Source organism: Nonomuraea sp. NPDC051941, assembly GCF_044593615.1.
In genome coordinates this window covers 1-17,013 of sequence record NZ_JBIUCF010000084.1, presented here as the reverse complement: position 1 = coordinate 17,013, position 17,013 = coordinate 1, and the positions used below count along the sequence as shown (strand labels likewise).

At 71.4% G+C, this 17,013-nt stretch carries 13 protein-coding genes; 5 read left to right on the top strand and 8 right to left on the bottom strand.

Annotated features, from left to right (window positions below; translation table 11 throughout):
* Nucleotides 1–11: 11 nt before the first annotated feature.
* Both ACIHFD_RS63950 and ACIHFD_RS63945 read right to left on the bottom strand, forming a co-directional pair.
* Nucleotides 12–845 (bottom strand): DMT family transporter, encoded by an 834-nt coding sequence (locus tag ACIHFD_RS63950; RefSeq protein WP_355210037.1) that lies wholly within the window; start codon nt 843–845, stop codon nt 12–14.
* 37 nt (nt 846–882) lie between these two features.
* A complete protein-coding gene (locus ACIHFD_RS63945) occupies nt 883–1,500 on the bottom strand; it encodes a DedA family protein (RefSeq protein ID WP_350738918.1) in 618 nt (205 codons plus the stop codon).
* Between the two features lie 390 nt (nt 1,501–1,890).
* On the opposite strand from ACIHFD_RS63945, the gene ACIHFD_RS63940 reads away from it, so the two are divergent.
* Together ACIHFD_RS63940 and ACIHFD_RS63935 are read left to right on the top strand one after the other, a co-directional pair.
* Nucleotides 1,891–3,090, top strand: a complete 1,200-nt coding sequence (locus ACIHFD_RS63940; RefSeq protein ID WP_397375295.1) for a sensor histidine kinase — start codon at nt 1,891–1,893, stop codon at nt 3,088–3,090.
* Nucleotides 3,083–4,024 (top strand): hypothetical protein, encoded by a 942-nt coding sequence (locus ACIHFD_RS63935; RefSeq protein WP_397375294.1) that lies wholly within the window; start codon nt 3,083–3,085, stop codon nt 4,022–4,024. Before ACIHFD_RS63940 ends, ACIHFD_RS63935 begins: the two co-directional genes overlap by 8 nt.
* Here the strand turns inward: ACIHFD_RS63935 and ACIHFD_RS63930 are convergent.
* The 3 genes from ACIHFD_RS63930 to ACIHFD_RS63920 form a co-directional block, all read right to left on the bottom strand.
* Nucleotides 3,932–4,573, bottom strand: a complete 642-nt coding sequence (locus tag ACIHFD_RS63930) for a VC0807 family protein (RefSeq protein WP_350738909.1) — start codon at nt 4,571–4,573, stop codon at nt 3,932–3,934. The genes ACIHFD_RS63935 and ACIHFD_RS63930 overlap by 93 nt on opposite strands.
* A gap of 213 nt (nt 4,574–4,786) precedes the next feature.
* Nucleotides 4,787–5,434, bottom strand: coding sequence for a leucine efflux protein LeuE (gene leuE, locus ACIHFD_RS63925; RefSeq protein WP_397375293.1), 648 nt, complete (start codon nt 5,432–5,434; stop codon nt 4,787–4,789).
* A gap of 34 nt (nt 5,435–5,468) precedes the next feature.
* Nucleotides 5,469–6,677 carry a serine hydrolase domain-containing protein gene (locus ACIHFD_RS63920; protein ID WP_397375292.1) on the bottom strand — a complete coding sequence of 403 codons (1,209 nt, stop codon included), beginning with the start codon at nt 6,675–6,677 and terminating at the stop codon, nt 5,469–5,471.
* Nucleotides 6,678–6,972: 295 nt separating this feature from the next.
* On the opposite strand from ACIHFD_RS63920, the gene ACIHFD_RS63915 reads away from it, so the two are divergent.
* Together ACIHFD_RS63915 and ACIHFD_RS63910 are read left to right on the top strand one after the other, a co-directional pair.
* A complete protein-coding gene (locus ACIHFD_RS63915; RefSeq protein WP_397375291.1) occupies nt 6,973–8,364 on the top strand; it encodes a cellulase family glycosylhydrolase in 1,392 nt (463 codons plus the stop codon).
* A 102-nt stretch (nt 8,365–8,466) separates the two neighbouring features.
* Nucleotides 8,467–11,538: a BTAD domain-containing putative transcriptional regulator gene (locus tag ACIHFD_RS63910; protein WP_397375290.1), complete on the top strand. Its 3,072-nt coding sequence runs from the start codon at nt 8,467–8,469 to the stop codon at nt 11,536–11,538.
* On the opposite strand, the gene ACIHFD_RS63905 is transcribed toward ACIHFD_RS63910, so the two are convergent.
* From ACIHFD_RS63905 to ACIHFD_RS63895, 3 genes are read right to left on the bottom strand one after another with little or no spacing between them, the layout of a single operon-like run.
* Entirely contained in the window at nt 11,511–13,097 is a 1,587-nt protein-coding gene (locus ACIHFD_RS63905) for a CocE/NonD family hydrolase (protein ID WP_397375289.1), read from the bottom strand. The two genes, ACIHFD_RS63910 and ACIHFD_RS63905, sit on opposite strands and share 28 nt — an antisense overlap.
* Nucleotides 13,094–13,855 carry an ABC transporter permease gene (locus tag ACIHFD_RS63900; RefSeq protein WP_350738893.1) on the bottom strand — a complete coding sequence of 254 codons (762 nt, stop codon included), beginning with the start codon at nt 13,853–13,855 and terminating at the stop codon, nt 13,094–13,096. The genes ACIHFD_RS63905 and ACIHFD_RS63900 overlap by 4 nt, the downstream gene beginning before the upstream one ends.
* Nucleotides 13,852–14,763 carry an ATP-binding cassette domain-containing protein gene (locus ACIHFD_RS63895; RefSeq protein ID WP_397375288.1) on the bottom strand — a complete coding sequence of 304 codons (912 nt, stop codon included), beginning with the start codon at nt 14,761–14,763 and terminating at the stop codon, nt 13,852–13,854. The genes ACIHFD_RS63900 and ACIHFD_RS63895 overlap by 4 nt, the downstream gene beginning before the upstream one ends.
* 161 nt (nt 14,764–14,924) lie before the next feature.
* Here ACIHFD_RS63895 and ACIHFD_RS63890 point away from each other — a divergent pair, with 161 nt between their 5' ends.
* A complete protein-coding gene (locus tag ACIHFD_RS63890; protein ID WP_397375287.1) occupies nt 14,925–16,754 on the top strand; it encodes a M14 family zinc carboxypeptidase in 1,830 nt (609 codons plus the stop codon).
* Nucleotides 16,755–17,013: the final 259 nt, after the last annotated feature.

Sequence of the window (17,013 nt, the reverse complement as noted above, 5' to 3'; positions counted from 1 at the left end):
TGACTCCGGTTTCACAAAGGGGTGGGGGAATGAGTCGGGGGATTGTTGCGGGACTCCAGCGGGCTGGTGCGGGCCAGCGCGACGGTCCCGGCGGCAGTCAGGAGCGCCGCCGCGACCGGCACGATGCCGGTCGGCACCGGCTCGCCGAGCAGCAGCGCGCCGAACGCCACCGCGGTCAGCGGGTCGGCGATCTGGAGCGAGGCGAACGAGACGCCGAAGTGCCCGACCGCGTAGGCCCGCTGGAGCATCACCAGCGCCAGCAGCAGGGGCACCGGCAGCGCCAGCACGTACCACCAGTTCCAGGTGCCGTCCAGCAGCACGCGCATGAGCGTGGCCGTCGCGCCGTAGAGCACGCCCGAGCTGGTCGCGAGCAGGGCGGCCCGGCCCGCCGGTGAGGCCGCCCGCGAGGCGGCCCACAGCAGGACCGCCGCGACTCCGGCCACCCCGAGCAGGGTGAGCACCCCGTCCGGGCCGAGGTAGGTGGGACCTTCCGAGTTGGGGACCAGCAGGACGAGCCCGACCAGCCCGGCCGCCACCACACCCGCGGCCGCCAGCTCCTTGGGGGAGGGCTTGCGGCCGTGCAGCGCGGCGGCGAGGGGCAGGGCGAACAGCAGGCTCGCCACGCCCATCGGCTGGACGACGGTCAGCGGCCCGAGCCCGAGTGCCACGATGTGCAGGCCACCACCCGTCAGAATGGACGCGCCGCCGATCAGCCAGCGCGGTTTCCGCAGTAGGGCGAGCAGCCCCGGTTTGGCCGACCCGGCTGCTTCGAACTGCTGCAGAGCGGCTCCGAGCGCGAAGAACAGCGAACCGACCAGGGCGATCGCCGCGGCCAGCACAGTCATTTCGCACTCCTTTCAGACGGATGGTTGCCAGACAGGGTCAAACGGACGTGTCCGCGGGAAGACGTTCTGGGGAAGCCTGGATGGCGCGTCGCTTCCTGAGCCATCTCACGAGCTCGACGAGCGCGGTGATGGACACCGCGATGCCCAGGCCGAGGAGCAGGCCCTTGATCGGGTCGTTCTCGAAGGCCATGCCGCCGAAGAAGCCGATCAGCCCCGAGTACACCGCCCACGAGCTCGCCGCGATCGCGTCGAAGAACGTGAACGAGCGCAGCGGATGCCGTACGGCGCCCATGGTCAGCGTGGTCGCGGTGCGCCCGCCGGGGATGTACCTGGCCACCACGAGGACGAGGCCGCCCCGCTCGGCCAGCGTGTCGCGGGCCCAGACGAACGCCTTCTTGTTCCGCAGCCTGCCTGCCGACTTGTTGCCGATCAGGTAGGAGATGTGGTCACCGGCGAAGGCACCCAGAGCCGCCGCCACGATGACCAGGGCCAGGTTGGTCTCGCCGGAGGCGGCGAACACCGCGGCGGTGATCACTGACGTCTCGGCCGGCACGATCGGGAAGAACCCGTCGAGCAGCGCGAGCCCGAACAGCGCCGCGTACAACCAAGGTGATGACATCACCTGCTGGACCAGGTCGAGAATGGCGTGCGACATGAGCGTTCACTCCGATCGTTAGGGCACCCACACAGCGTGTCTGCGTGGCACGGCCGGGGACATCGGGGATGCCCCGGGTCGAACGCGGACCCATCCCTTATGCGGATCAGGGCCGGTACCCCATGAAGGTAGAAACTCCGCAGGTCACGGCACATCGGACGATCGGCACGCACCGCCCCCTACTTTCGTCGGGGGCTCGGTTCCGACCTCCGGGTGACACCATCGATCAAACCGGTTTCCGCAGGCCGAGACAGGAGTGGAGGTAGGCGCTTTCGGGGTGGGGCTAGCCCTACCGCGACAGTGGACGCCGCCCTACCCTGACTTTCGTCAGGGTCGCCGGCTGACTTCCGGCGGCATCCGCGGGCGCGGGAGGCGGCTACCGTCGGTCCGGTGAGACGTCTTCGCCGGGAGAGCCGCCGCCAGGTGGTCTACGACCTGCTGCTCTGGGCCGTGCTCGGCATCTTCGTGACGGCCATGGGCCCCGACCCGTTCGTGGATCCGGCCGCCTTCGCCATGGTGAGCCTGCCCAGGATCGGGCTGGCCACGGTCGCGGTGCTGGTGGGCCGCCGCTGGCCGCTGGCCGCGCTGGTGCTGCTGTTGCCGCTGGGGCCGTGGCAGTTCAGCGAGGGGTTCGCGACCGTGGACCTGAGCTGGCTGCTGCCCAGGCGCAACGTGAAGATCCTGCCGCTGCTGGCCAGCTCGCCGTTCATCATGTGGTACGCCTACCTCACCGGGCGGTGCCTGGCCGTGCTCTGGCCCGCGCCGCTGGCGTTCTGCCTGATCTCGGCCGTCGGCGTGGGCGTGGTGCTGGCCAAGGGCGGCGACCTCGCCCTGTGGGTGTCCATGGTGACCGCGCTGCTCGGCACGTACGTGGTGCCGTACCTGCTGGGGCTGCTCAGGCGCAGGCTGCTGCAGGGGCGCACGCAGGCGAGGCTGGCCGCCGAGGCGCAGGCGCGGCTGCGCGAGCGGGCCAGGATCGCGCGGCAGATGCACGACTCCCTCGGCCACGACCTGGCCCTGATCGCGGTGCGGGCGGCCGGGCTGGAGATGGCCCAGGGGCTGGCCGAGACGCAGGTCAGGGCGGCGGGGGAGCTGCGGCTGGCGGCGGCCGACGCCACGGACCGGCTGCGCCAGATCATCGGGCTGCTGCGCGAGGACTCCGACGCGGCGCCGCTGTCACCCGTGAACGAGGACGTGACCGAGCTGGTGCGGCGGGCCAGGGACTCCGGCATGCCGATCACCCTGGACCTGGCGCCGGGGCCGGTGCCCGACCTGGCGCACGCGGTGGTCCAGGAAGGGCTCACGAACGCCGCCAAGCACGCCCCCGGAGCCCCGGTCGGGGTACGGGTCTCGCCGGAGCGGGTCACCGTGCGCAGCGGCCGGCCGCGCGCCCGGCCCCTCGCGCTGCCCGGCGGGCTGGGGCTGGCGGGCCTGCGCGAGCGCGTCCGGCTGGCCGGGGGCACCTTGACCGCCGGCCCGGTCGGCGACGGCTTCGAGCTGGACGTGAGCATCCCCCGCGCGGGGGAGCAGGATCCCCGCGGCTCGGGAGGGAATCACCGGCCCGCCGGGCGACGCTCGGAGCATGACTGAACGCAGACCGGGGATAGGCCGCGTCACCGCCGCGATCGTCGCGATCGCCGCGATGCTGCCGTACCTCACGCTGAAGACGCTCTGGCTGACGGGACACCCGGTCGGAGTCGCCGATCCGGCCTTCATGACCGACCCGGCGATGATCGGGCTCAACACGATGACGTTCGGCATGGAAGCGGTCGGGCTGGTGCTGGCGCTGGCGTTCACCATGCGGTGGGGACTGCGGCTGCCGGCCTGGCTCGTGCTGCTCCCGCTCTGGGTCGGCACGGGCCTGCTGGCCGTGGTGATCGTCACGGCGCCGATCATGGTGCTGACCGGGGGGCTGGCGGTCTTCGAGACCGGCGGGGCCATCGAGCCGTGGATCTACATGATGGTCTACGGCGGGTTCGTCGTGCAGGGTGTCGGCCTCATGACGGCCTTCGTGCTCTACTCGCGTGACCGGTGGCCGGGCGTCTTCACCACCCGGATCGATCACGCGTTCGCCGGCCCGACCCGGTCGTTCCAGACGGTCGTGGCCTGGGGCGCGCTGCTGGTGGCCGGGCCGATCGGCGCGGTCAAGCTCGCCGGGGGCCTGCAGGACCGCGTCGAGGGCCTGCTGGCCGTCGCCGGGGCCGTCGCGCTCGTGCTGATGGTCCGGCGGCGCGGGCGCGGCCCGTTCTGGGCGCCGCTGGTGGCGGCCTGGCTCGGCTCCGGCTCCCTGTTCAGCGGCGGGCTCTACGCGATGATCATCAGCTCCGTACGGGCGCCGCTAGGCGCGCCGGGGGCGGAGCTGACCGAGCTGTTCGGCATGCTGGCGGGGCTGGTCATGGGGATGTGCGGGGCGTTCCTGCTGGCCGAACGGTCAGGTGTGGGCGACGTTGAGCCGGCGGAGCACCCGCTTGAAGGCGAAGATGGAGAACGCGATCGCCAGCCCGCTGATCACGGCCACCGCTGACGTCCTCAGCACCATGAACCCGCCGAGCGACCCGGCCAGATATTCATGGACGGCCAGGGCGATGCTGAGCGTCGAGTTCATGAGCAGCACGAACGCCCACAGCAGCGTGATCCTGGCGAAGAACCTGCGGACCCGCTCGTGCTTGAGCACCGCCGACGGCAGATGGATGTAGTCCAGCGTGAGCTTCTGCACGAGCGGCCGGTTGAGCCGGACGGAGGCGAGGAACGCGATGCTGATGCAGATCGTGCCCATCTCCGGCTGGATGAAGAACCACATCCACGTGCCGGTCCAGAAGGCCACGAGGGCGCGGACCGTGATCGCGAACGCGGCCAGGAACATGGTGGCGGGCACCTTGACCCGCCTGATCAGCCGCCACCCCACCCCGATGTAGACCCAGGCGACGGTGGCGATGAGCGCCCCCTTGAATCCCAGGACCATCATGGCCAGGTAGAACACCGCCAGCGGCGCCACGACGCCTTCGAGCAGCCTGGGGGCCGCCTGCCGGGCGAGTGCCGTCAGGCGTGGAAGGTGGACCGGGGGATGGTTCAAGGCTGCTCCGCAGATAGGCCGATGATCAGCGTCTACCCGGGCTTCGGGGGACAAGGCTTGCCAGACGGACCGCTCGCCGTAACCAGCGCGGCATCACCCGCGTCCCGGGAAGCACGCCGGTGGCTTACCGTACCCGAGGAGAGGTGATGCGACTGCCTCTTTTGACGCGTTCCATCTGTTTCCACGAAAACAGCGAGGTCTTACGGCAGGCTTTCAACTGAGTGACGAAGTGGCGAGCTTCGCGCCGAATCCGAGGAACAGAGCGCCGACTCCGGTGGTCAGACCGGCGCTGAGCTTCCTGCGCCGGCTGAACTGGTTGGCCAGGAAGGTCCCGCCGAAGATCAGCGCCGTCAGGTAGAGGAAGCTGAACACCTGGATGATCGCGCCCAGGATGAGGAACGACAGCGCGGGAGCCGCGTAGCCCGGGTCGACGAACTGGACGAAGAACGAGACGAAGAAGAGGATGGCCTTCGGGTTCAGCAGGCTGATCACCAGGGCCTTGCGGAACGGGCGCGGCTGGCGCTCCATCTTGACCTGCGGCTTCTCCTCCTCGGTCGCCTTCCTCGATCGCCAGGCGCCCCTGATCATCTGGAATCCGATCCAGGCCAGGTAGCCGGCGCCGGCGTACTTGACGATCGTGAAGAGCAGCGGGTTGGAGCGGAGCAGGGACGCGGCGCCGGCGGCGGTCAGGAACATCAGCACGGTGTCGCCGATGAAGACGCCGGCCGCGGCCCGGTAGCCCTGGCGGACGCCGTTCTGGGCGGCGAAGCTGAGGACGTACAGGGAGTTGGGGCCGGGCAGCAGGATGATCAGCAAGGCGCCGATGACATAGGTCCAGAAATTAGTGATGCCGAAGAACATGCGTCTTACTCCAGGGGGAGGACCAAACCGCACATCACGATATCTCGCCCGGCGCGTACCATATCCCGCCGTATACCTGCCTGTAGCCGAGCGCCCGGTATGTGGCGTCCACCAGCGCCTGGCCGCGCGCGTTGATCCCGAGGCCGATGCCCTGCTTGTTCATCGAGTAGCCGAACGCCAGGCGCGCCGCCGGGTCGCAGAACCCGACCGAGCCGCCCATGCCCACGTGCCCGAACGCGCTCGCCGACAGGAGCGCGCCCTCCTGGTCGGCGGGCGGCAGGTGCCGGTTGTCCGCCGCCTTCACGAAGCCGAGCGAGAACCGCGACGGCACCGCCAGCACCGCGTCGGTGCCCGCCGAGGCGGTGAGCGACATGTGGACCAGGTGCTCCCCGGTGACCAGGCCGCCGCCGCCCAGCGACAGCGGCCGGTACATCCCGGCCAGGCCGCGGGCGTTCGTGATCGCCCCGATGGCCCCGAACTCGGCCGCGTGCGCCGCCCGGCTGTCCGACTCGCCGGGTGTCATGTAGCCGCCCTCGTTCGCCAGCAGCAGCGCGGGCATCGAGGCCGGGTCCGTGAACGCCTTGACGTAGAAGGAGGGCGGCGCCGCGGGCGGGTCGGCGGGGATCGTCGGCGCGACCCTGTGCTCGTACTCCTCCGGGAGGCCCAGCCAGAACTCCAGGCCCAGCGGCTCGGCGACCTCCTCGCGGAAGAACGTCCCGAGCGAGCGCCCGCTCACCCGCCGTACGACCTCCCCGACCAGGTAACCGAACGTGAGCGCGTGGTACCCGTGCCTGCTGCCCGGCTCCCAGAACGGCTCCTCGCCCGCGAGCCTGTCGGCCATCAGCTTCCAGTCGTAGAACGCGCCGGGCGGCAGCTTCTCGCGCAGCACGGGCAGCCCGGCCTGGTGGGCGAGCAAGTGCCGGACGAGCGTCCCGCCCTTGCCGCCGGCGCCGTACTCGGGCCAGTAGCGGGTGACCGGCGCGTCGAGGTCGAGCTCGCCCCGCGAGGCCAGGATGTGGGCGCAGAGCGCCGTCGCGCCCTTCGTGCACGACCAGACGTGCCCGATCGTGCCGCTCTGCCACGGGACGCCCGGTGCGGCCTCGCCGCCCCACAGGTCGACGACCACCTCGCCGTCGACGATCACGCACACCGACGCGCCCACCTCGCCGCGGCGGGCGAGGTTGTCCTCGAACTCCTCCGCGACCTGGGAGAACCGGGAGTCGCAAGTGCCCTGCACGCTCATTTCCCGAATCCATCACGAAAGCCGGACCCTGTAAACCTTTGGGCTTTACCGCCAATCCCTATGTGTTTACTATGGAATGCAGGTGGGCTCGCTGATGCGCTGGGGCTGGCGGCGCTGCTGTCCGTGGGTTCGCCGTTCGAGATGGGCGCGGTTCGCGTGGCTAGGGGTGGCCGCGTGGACCGCGCCCTTTGACTGCTCGCGTCAATTTGGGTCTTGTCCTCCGGTGGAGGTCCGATCTACGCTCCCCATACTCGTTAGTAAGGTTTCCTAATGAACGAGTGAGGAGCTCACCCCCATGCATCGATCCGTGCGGCTCGCCGCCATCGCCGCGATCGTCGCCGCCTCCTTGCAAGCAGCCCCAGCGCAGGCAGCGACCACGTACGAGGCCGAGAACGCCACCGTCTCCCAAGGCGTGGTCGAGTCGAACCACGCCGGCTACAGCGGCACCGGGTTCGTCAACTACGACAACATCACCGGCTCGTACGTCGAGTTCGCCGTCGACGCCGCCACCGCCGGCCCCGCCACCCTCACCCTGAGGTACGCCAACGGCACGACCGTGAATCGTCCGATGGCCATCGCCGTGAACGGCACCGCCACCACCAGGGACTTCCCCGGCACCGGCGCCTGGACCACCTGGCAGGAGGCCACGGTCACCACCACGCTCAACGCCGGGACCAACACCGTCCGCGCCGCCGCCACCACCGCCAACGGCGGCCCGAACCTCGACCGCCTGGTCCTCGGCACCCCCTCCAGCACCGGCACGCCCGTCCAGGCCAACGGGCAGTTGCAGGTGTGCGGGGTCAAGCTGTGCAACGAGCACGGCAAGCAGATCCAGCTGCGCGGCATGAGCAGCCACGGCCTGCAGTGGTACTCCCAGTGCCTCAACACCGCCTCCCTGGACGCGCTGGCCAACGACTGGAAGGCCGACGTCCTGCGGATCTCCATGTACATCCAGGAGGACGGGTACGAGACCAACCCCCGGCTGTTCACCGACCGGGTGCACAACCTGATCGAGCAGGCCACCGCCCGCGGCATGTACGCCATCGTCGACTGGCACATGCTCGACCCGGGTGACCCCAACTACAACCTGTCGCGGGCCAAGACGTTCTTCACCGAGATCGCCCAGCGCCACAACGGCAAGAACAACCTGCTCTACGAGATCGCCAACGAGCCCAACGGCGTCTCCTGGTCCACCATCAGGAACTACGCCAACCAGCTCATCCCGGTGATCAGGCAGTACGACCCGGAGACCCCGATCCTGGTGGGCACCCGCGCCTGGTCGTCGCTGGGTGTCTCCGACGGGGCGACCGAGTCCGAGATCATCAGCAACCCGGTCAACGCCGCCAACATCATGTACACCTTCCACTTCTACGCGGCCTCTCATGGCAGCGAATACCTCAACACGCTGTCCAGGGCCGCCGACCGGATCCCGATCTTCGTCACGGAGTTCGGCACCCAGACGGCCTCCGGGGACGGGTCGAACAACTTCACGCGGTCGCAGCAGTACCTCGATCTGCTGGCCCAGAAGAAGATCAGCTGGGTGAACTGGAACTACTCGGACGACTTCCGCTCGGGCGCCGTCTTCACCGAGGGCACCTGCCCGAACGGCACCTTCGCCGGCACCTCCCGCCTCAAGCCCGCCGGGGTCTGGGTCCGGGACCGCATCCGCACCCCTGACGACTTCTGACCCCTTCCGGTCCGGCCAGGGTCCTCCCCGGACCCTGGCCGGTCCTTTTCGCCCCACCCGCGCGTTGCCGGAGGGGCGGAGGGGCAGGGCAGGATGTGACATGTGCGGATTTGCATTCTCGGGCCGCTGGAGGTCGAGGGCGACGGGGGACCGATCGCGGTCGGTGGGTTCCGGCTGCGGGCGCTCCTGGCCGTGCTGGCGCTCGAAGCCGGCCGTACCGTCACGACCGAGCGGCTGATCGACGCCCTCTGGCCGGACGACCCGCCCGCCAACGCGGCCAACGCGCTCCAGACGCTGGTCAGGCGGCTGCGGGTGGCGCTTCGCCCGTACGAGGTGGTGGAGAGCAGGCCGGGTGGTTACGCGCTGGCCGTGGCCCCGGACGACGTGGACGCCCTGCGGTTCAGGCGGATGGCCGCGAAAGGAGATGGGCTCGAGCTCTGGCGGGGGCCGGCGCTGGCCGATCTGACCTCCGTGCCGCTCCTGGCGAACGCGGCCGCCGCCCTGGAGCAGGACCGGCTCTCCGCCGTCGAGGCCCGCGCCGAGGCCGGGCTGGCGGCGGGCGCGCCGGTCGATCTGACGTCGGAGGTCGCCGCGCACCCGCTGCGTGAGCGGCTGGGCGCGCTGGCCATGCGGGCGCTCGCCGCGGAGGGGCGGCAGGCGGAGGCGCTGGAGCTGTTCGAGCGCACCCGGCGCACGCTCGCCGACGAGCTCGGCGTCGATCCCGGGCCCGAGCTGCGCGCCGCCCATCTGGCCGTCCTGTCGGGAGAGGTCCCGGCACGCCCCGCGCCCCCGATGGCCCAGGTCAGGCAGCGGGGCAACGTACGAACCCCGCGGACCAGCTTCATCGGCCGCGAGGCCGAGCTGGACCAGCTGGGCACCCTGCTCGGCCGGGCCAGGATCGTCACGCTCGTCGGCCCCGGCGGCGCGGGCAAGACCAGGCTGGCCACGGAGGTGGCGCTCCGGTCGGCCGAGGCGGTCTGGATGGTCGAGCTGGCGCCGGTCAGCGACCCGGCCGACGTCGCGGGCGCCGTGCTCGACGCGCTCGGCCTGCGTGACGACCGCCCGCCGTACCGGCTGCCCGCCGGGGGGAGCGGCCCGGTGGAGCAGGTGGCCGAGGCCCTCGCGGGCCGCTCCGCGCTGCTCGTCCTGGACAACTGCGAGCACCTCGTCGACGCCGCCGCCGAGCTGGCCGAGCGGCTGCTGACGGAGTGCCAGGACCTGAGGGTGCTGGCCACCAGCAGGGAGCCGCTCAACCTGCCGGGCGAGCACCTCGCTCCCGTCCCGCCGCTGGAGCCGCCGCCCGTGGGGGCGAGCGCCGAGCAGGCGGGGGCGTACCCGTCGGTCCGGCTGCTGCTCGACCGGGCCGGGGCCGCGCGGCCGGGGTTCGCCGTCGACGGCGGGAACGTGGCCTCCGTGGTGGCGCTCTGCCGCAGGCTGGACGGCATGCCGCTGGCCATCGAGCTGGCCGCGGCCCGGCTGCGCACCATGACGCCGAGGCAGCTCGCCGACCGCATCGACGACCGGTTCAAGCTGCTCACCGGCGGCAGCAGGACCGCGCTGCCGCGCCAGCAGACGCTCAGAGCGGTCGTGGAGTGGAGCTGGGAGCTCCTGGGCGAGCAGGAGCGGGTGCTGGCCAGGCGGCTGGGCGTGTTCGCGGGCGGCGCGACGCTGGAGACCGTCGAGGCGGTCTGCGGGGGAGCGGCGGACGTGCTGGGCGCGCTGGCCGACAAGTCGCTGGTCCAGGTCTCGGCCGAGGGCCGCTACTCGATGCTGGAGACCATCCGCGCCTACGCGCTCGAACGGCTGGCCGAGGCGGACGAGGTCGGCGAGTACCGGCGGCGGCACGCGGCGTACCTGGTGGACCTGGCCGAACGGGCGGTGCCCGAGCTGCGGACGGCCGCCCAGATCGCCTGGATCGAGCGGCTGTCCCCCGAGCGCGACGACTTCGCCGCGGCGCTGCGGTACGTCATCGACGAGCGGGACGCCGGGTCGGCGCTGCGGCTGTGCGCGGCGCTGAACTGGTACTGGTGGATGACCGGCTACCGGAAGGAGAGCGCGACCTGGGCCGCGCAGGTGATGGAGCTGGTGGGCGACGATCCGCCTCCCGGGCTGGCCGAGGCGTACACGGCGTGCATGTTCGCGTACGGCGTGGACAAGTTCGGCACGATCGTCAACGACCGGTCCGCCATGCTGGCGCTGTCGGGGCTGATGGACCGGCTGATCGGGCGGGCCGAGCGGGAGGGGCCGCTGCACCCGATGATCAGGCTCAGCAGGGCCGTCATGGCCGCCGCCGCGGGGGAGGACGACCGTGCCGCCGAGCTGATCGAGGCGTACATCGAAAGCGACGATCTCTGGTTGTCCAGCTCCGCCCTCATGGTCGGCGGCCGGATGCGCAGCGAGGAGCGGCTGGAGCGGTCGGTGGCCGGGTTCAGGCAGCTCGGGGACCGGTGGGGGCTGAGCGAGGCGCTGCTGGGCCTGGCCGAGGTGCGGGCCGCCAGGGGTGCGCCGGCGGACGACCTGATCGCCGAGACCTGGTCGCTGACCAGCCGCTGGGTCGGGTCGGACGAGGCGATCTCGACGCTGCTCAGGCTGGCCGAGCTGCGGCTGCGGACCGGCGACCTGGACGGCGCGCGCGAGGACCTGGACAGGGCCAGGGCCAGCATCGACGGGGAGACGACGGCGTACACGCGGCTGCTGCTCGGCCTGGCCGAGGCCGCGCACGCCTGCCACCTCGGCGACCTGGACCGGGGTCTGGAGATCTACCGCGGGCTGTTCGCCGTGCTCGCCGAGGCCCCGCCGATGGCGCAGCTGGCCGCCGCGCTCAGGACCGCGTACGGCCGGGCGCTGGCCCGCGCCGGCGACCTGGCCGCCGCGCTCGAACAGCACCGCCTGGCCCTCGAAGTGCTGGGCACGTCCAGCCCGGACCGGCCGCTGCAGTCGCAGGTGCTGGCCGGGTTCGCGCTGGCCGCGCAGGTCGAGGGCGACCAGGAGCGGGCGGCCGTGCTGTTCGGGGCGTCGGCGGCGATCGAGCCGTGCGACATCTCGCCCGACACCGTGGAGGGTGCGCGGACGGCCAGGGCCGCGCTCGGTGACGAGCACTACGACGAGTGCTTCGCCAAGGGCGCGGCCATGTCCAGGCAGGAGGTCTACGGGATGGTCGGCAGCACGACGTAGGAGGGGCCGTGCAGGGTGGTGGTGCCCTTGTCCAGGTTCCGCCCGAATCGGGGGAAGTTCGAGCCCGCCACGTCGATCCTGATCCGGTGCCCGGGCAGGAAGGCGTTCGAGATCGCGCCCAACTCCACCGTCACCTCGCGCACCTCGCCGGGGACCAGGCCCGTCAGCCTGGCGATGCCGTCGGTCAGCAGCTCGGCCCGGCCGTCGGGGTGGACGTCGATCAGCTTGGCCGTCACGTCGGCGCTCGTGGCGGTCGAGGAGACCCGCGCGACCAGCTCGACCGGGCCGCTCACCTCCACCCGCTCGGTGAGGGGCGCCGTCCGGTGGCGCAGGACGTCGTCGCGCCCGTCGAGCGGCCGCTGGTCGAGCGGGCCGAACGCGTCGAACGTCATGACCGCCCCGCCGACCGTCGGCACCGGGTCGCCCGGGTCGCTGACGAACTCCGCCGCCCCGCCCTCCCCGGGCGTCACGCTGAGCCCGCCGTCGAAGCCCAGGTGGTACGGCACGGGCCTGGCCCGCCGGACGGGCCAGTCGTCCTCCTCGCGCCACGCGTCGTCGCCCATCACGAAGATCTTCACCTTCGCCCGGTCGCGCAGGGGCGCCCCGCGCAGCCAGTGGTCGAACCAGTCGAGGTGCACCCCGGTCCAGTCGATCGCCTCCTGGCTCGCCTGGTCGCCGTAGTCGCGCCCGCAGATGTCCCGCTCGTGCGTGAAGTGCGTCCACGGGCCCACGATCAGCCGGGACTCGCCGCCCAGCCGCTCGAAGTGCTCGATGGAGCCGTCGCGGAAGTAGTCGTACCAGCCGGTGCTGACCAGCGCGGGCACCTCGATGTCGCCGTGCCGGACGACGCCGCCCCTCCAGAGCGGGTCGAGGGGGTCGGGGGTGTCCATCCACGCCGAGTAGAAGGGCACCAGGTCGGCCAGCAGCGGCTGGTCGCTGAGCGGCAGCCGCTCCGACAGCTCCCTCAGGCGCTCGTCGAGCCCGTGGGGCAGGCCGATGGCCGCCAGGTATCGGCCCTTGTCCTCCTCCGTGGCCGTGCCGAGCGCGATCCGGCGGTCCAGCTCGTCCACGGCCAGCACCATCGCGCTGACGGTGAGGATGATGTTGAGGTTGGGGACGCCGCCCGGCTGGTAGACGCACTCGTACAGGCCGGCGGGGGAGACGTGCGGCGCGACGGCCTTCAGGCCCTCGGGGCGCTCCTGGGCCGCGAGGAGCTGGGTGATGGCCAGGTACGAGTCCCCATACATCCCGACATTTCCGTCGGACCAGGGTGCGGTCGCCGCCCACCGGACCGCGTCGTATCCGTCGGCCGCCTCGCCGCCGATGAACCGGAACTCGCCCTGCGAGGCGCCGGTGCCGCGCACGTCCTGGATGACGACCGCGTACCCGGCGGCCACCAGGCGGGGCACGTCGAGGTGGTACCCGGGGCCCGTGGCGCCCCGGCCGTACGGGGTGCGCGACAGCAGCACGGGGAAGCGCCCGCCCTCGGCCGGCCGCCACAGCGTCGCCACCAGCTCGGCGCCGTCACGGGTGGTCATGGTCTCGGTGGTCTCGATCATCGGACTCTCCTGTTGTAAGCACGAAGGGCAAGGGGGGCGAAGAGGGCGAGCAGGGCGGCGGTCCAGCCGAGCGTGATCCACACGTCGGAGGCGTGCAGGCCGCCGGTCAGCAGCCCGCGCAGGGCGCCGGCCAGGTGGGAGACGGGGTTGACGCCCATCCACCAGCTCAGCCAGCCGGGCATGTCGGTGGCGGGGACGAAGGCGCTGCTGCCGAACGTGAGCGGCAGCAGCACGGCCGTCGCCATCCCCTGCATGGACGTGACGGACTTGGCCACCAGCCCGATCCAGGCCGAACCCCAGCTCAGCGCCATGGCCAGCAGCAGCACCAGCCCGAGCCCGGCCAGCGCGCTCAGCGGGCCGGTCGTGACGCGGAAGCCGACGGCGTACCCGACGACCATGGACATCACGATGGTGATCAGCAGCGTGAGCAGGTCCGCCAGGATGCGGCCCGCCAGCGGCGCGGACCTGGCGATCGGCATGGTCCTGAACCGGTCGAACACGCCGTTGCCGATGTCGGTGGCCAGGTTCATGCCGGTGGTGATCGTCGACATGAGGGCCACCTGGACGAGCACGCCGGGCAGCATGTACGCCACCGCGCCCGCCCGGTCGCCGCCGGCCGCCCCGCCGAACAGGTACACGAAGATGACGATCATGAAAACGGGCTGGAAGAGCAGGCCGAAGAGCTGGCCGGGATGGTTCTTCAGGGGGATCAGGCTGCGCCAGGCGAGCGTGAGGCCCTGGGAAAGCGCGGTGGTCATCGGTGGTCTCCGGTCAGGGTGAGGAAGACGTCGTCGAGGGAGGGCAGGCGCAGAGCGTGCTCGGCGAGCACGATGCCCGCGTCGTCCAGGTCCCTCAGCAGGGCGGGCGGCGCCGAGAGGTCGTGCACCGGGACGCTGACCACGCCGTCGGCGGCCTTCGCGCCGAGGATGGTCTCGGCCTTCTCCAGGTCGGCGGCGCGCAGCGGCCGTACGTCGAGCCGGTGCCCGCCCGCCAGCGCCTTGAGCTCCGCGGGCGTGCCGGACGCCGCGACCCGGCCCCGGTCGATGACCAGCAGGTCGTCGGCGAGCTGGTCGGCCTCCTCCAGGTACTGCGTGGTCAGCAGCACGGTCACGCCGTCGGCGGTCAGCTCCCTGACCACGTCCCACAGCTCGCCCCGGGCATGGGGGTCCAGGCCGGTGGTCGGCTCGTCGAGGAACAGGATCCGGGGGCGGCTCACCAGGCTGACGGCCAGGTCGAGGCGTCGCCGCATGCCGCCCGAGTAGCCGCTCGCCGCGCGGTCGGCCGCCTCCTCCAGGCCGAAGCGGGCCAGCAGCTCCTTGGCCCTGGCCCTGGCCGCCGGCCGCGACAGGCCGAGCAGGCGGCCTATCAGCAGCAGGTTCTGGGTGCCGGTGAGCTTCTCGTCCACCGAGGCGTACTGGCCGGTCAGGCCGATCAGCTCGCGGACCTTCGCGGCCTGGCGGGTGACGTCGTACCCGCCGACCAGGGCGCGGCCCGCGTCGGGGCGGGCCAGGGTGGCCAGGACGCGCACCGCCGTGGTCTTGCCCGCGCCGTTCGGGCCCAGGACGCCGAGCACGGAGCCGGTCCGCGCCGCCAGGTCGACGCCGTCGAGCGCGCTCTTGTCGCCGTATCTCTTGACGAGCCCTTCGGCTTCGATCGCGTACTTCATGTCTCCGAGGGTGTCCGGGCCCGCTGGCATCCACCTGGCATCGACCTGTCAGGGGGATGGTGCATGTCCGTAACTTTGGGCCTTTCCTCCGTGCGGCAACGTCTTCAATCTCGGGTCAGGCGCCGGACACCATCCGATCCCGAGCGCCCGAGGAGGACGAGGTGCGACACCGATTAGTCATCCTGCTGGCAGCCCTCAGCCTGATCAGCCTGACCGGCATGTCAGGGGCGGGCGCCGCCGCGGAGCCCCCGGCCAACAAGCAGTACCGCGTGCAGGGCCCGGCGGACGCGCGGCAGCGCAGCGCCGTCGCGGCCACCGGAGCGGCCATCGAGGAGGTGGCCAAGGATTCGGTCCTGGTCACGGCCACGGCAGCCGAGGTCTCCGCCATCAGGCGGCTCGGCTACCGGGTGGCGGAGGTGCCGCGCCCGACATCCCCGTCCGGCGTCGGGACGCTTGACTTCCCGCCGGCGGACTCCGGCTACCACAACTACGCGGAGATGAACGCGGACATCAACGCCCTGGTCGCGGCGCATCCCAACATCGTCAGCCAGTCCACGTTCGGCACCTCGTACGAGGGCCGGGCGCTGCCTCTGATCAAGATCAGCGACAACGTGGGCACGGACGAGAACGAGCCCGAGGTGCTCTTCACCGCCCACCAGCACGCCCGCGAGCACCTGACCGTCGAGATGGCGCTGTACATCATGCACCTGCTGGCCGACAACTACGGCACGGACTCCCGGATCACCAACCTGGTCAACACCAGGGAGATCTGGATCATGCCGGACCTCAACCCGGACGGCGGCGAGTACGACATCGCCACCGGCTCCTACCGCTCCTGGCGCAAGAACCGGCAGCCGAACTCCGGCTCGTCGGCCGTCGGCACCGACCTGAACCGCAACTGGGCCTACAACTGGGGCTGCTGCGGCGGCTCATCGGGCTCGACGTCCAGCGAGACGTACCGGGGCGCGAGCGCCGAATCGGCCCCCGAGATCAAGGCGGCGGCCAACTGGGTGCGCAGCCGGGTCGTCGGCGGCGTGCAGCAGATCAAGACCAACCTCGACTGGCACACCTACAGCGAACTGGTCCTGTGGCCCTACGGCTACACCCTCAGCGACACCGCGCCCGGCCTGACCCAGGACGACCGGGACGCGCACGCCACGCTCGGCCAGAACCTGGCCTCCACCAACAACTACACGCCCGAGCAGGCCAGCGACCTCTACATCACGGACGGGACCATCGACGACTGGATGTGGGGCGCCTACAAGATCTTCAGCTTCACGTTCGAGATGTACCCGACCGGCTCGAACCCCGGCTTCTACCCGCCGGACGAGCAGATCGTCCCGCAGACCACCCGCAACAGGGAGGCCGTGCTCCGCTTCCTCGAATACTCGGACTGCGTCTACCGGATCATCGGCAAGGAGACCCAGTACTGCGGCACCGGCAACCCGCCGCTGACCGTCTACTCCGACACCTTCGAGACGGCCACGGGCTGGACGGTCAACCCGTCGAGCACCGACACCGCCACCACCGGCCAGTGGGAGCGCGGCGACCCCGAAGCCACCACCTCCAGCGGCGCCAAGCAGCTCGGCACCACGGTCAGCGGCACGAACGACCTGGTCACGGGCCGCCTGGCGGGCTCGGCCGCCGGTGACTTCGACATCGACGGCGGCATCACCTCGATCCAGTCGCCGCCCATCACGCTGCCGTCCACGGGCGCGCTGAACCTGTCGTTCTCGTGGTATCTGGCGCACGGCTCGAACGCCTCCAGCGCCGACTACTTCCGGGTCCGCGTGGTCGGCAACACCACCACCACCGTTCTGAACCAGGCGGGCGCGGCGTCCAACCGCAACGGCGCCTGGGCCACCGCGACGGCCGGCCTGAACGCGTTCGCGGGCCAGACGGTCCGCATCCTCATCGACGCCGCCGACGCCTCAGGCGCCTCCCTGGTGGAGGCCGGCGTGGACGACGTCAAGATCACCCAGCAGCCGTAATCCGCTGCATCACCCCGCCGCACAGGATCCCGGTCCTGTGCGGCGGACTCATGTTTGGGTCTTGTAAGGACGGGCTGTCAAGGCTACGATCGCGACAACTCTTAGGAAACTTTCCTAAAAGTAAGCCTCCGACATCACCGGCCCGCGCATACACCCCCCAAAGGGCCCGTGCCCACCTCCACGGGCCCGGGGGGGGGGGGGGGGGGGGGGCCCCCCCCCCCCCCCCCCCCCCCCCCCCCCCCCCCCCCCCCCCACCAAC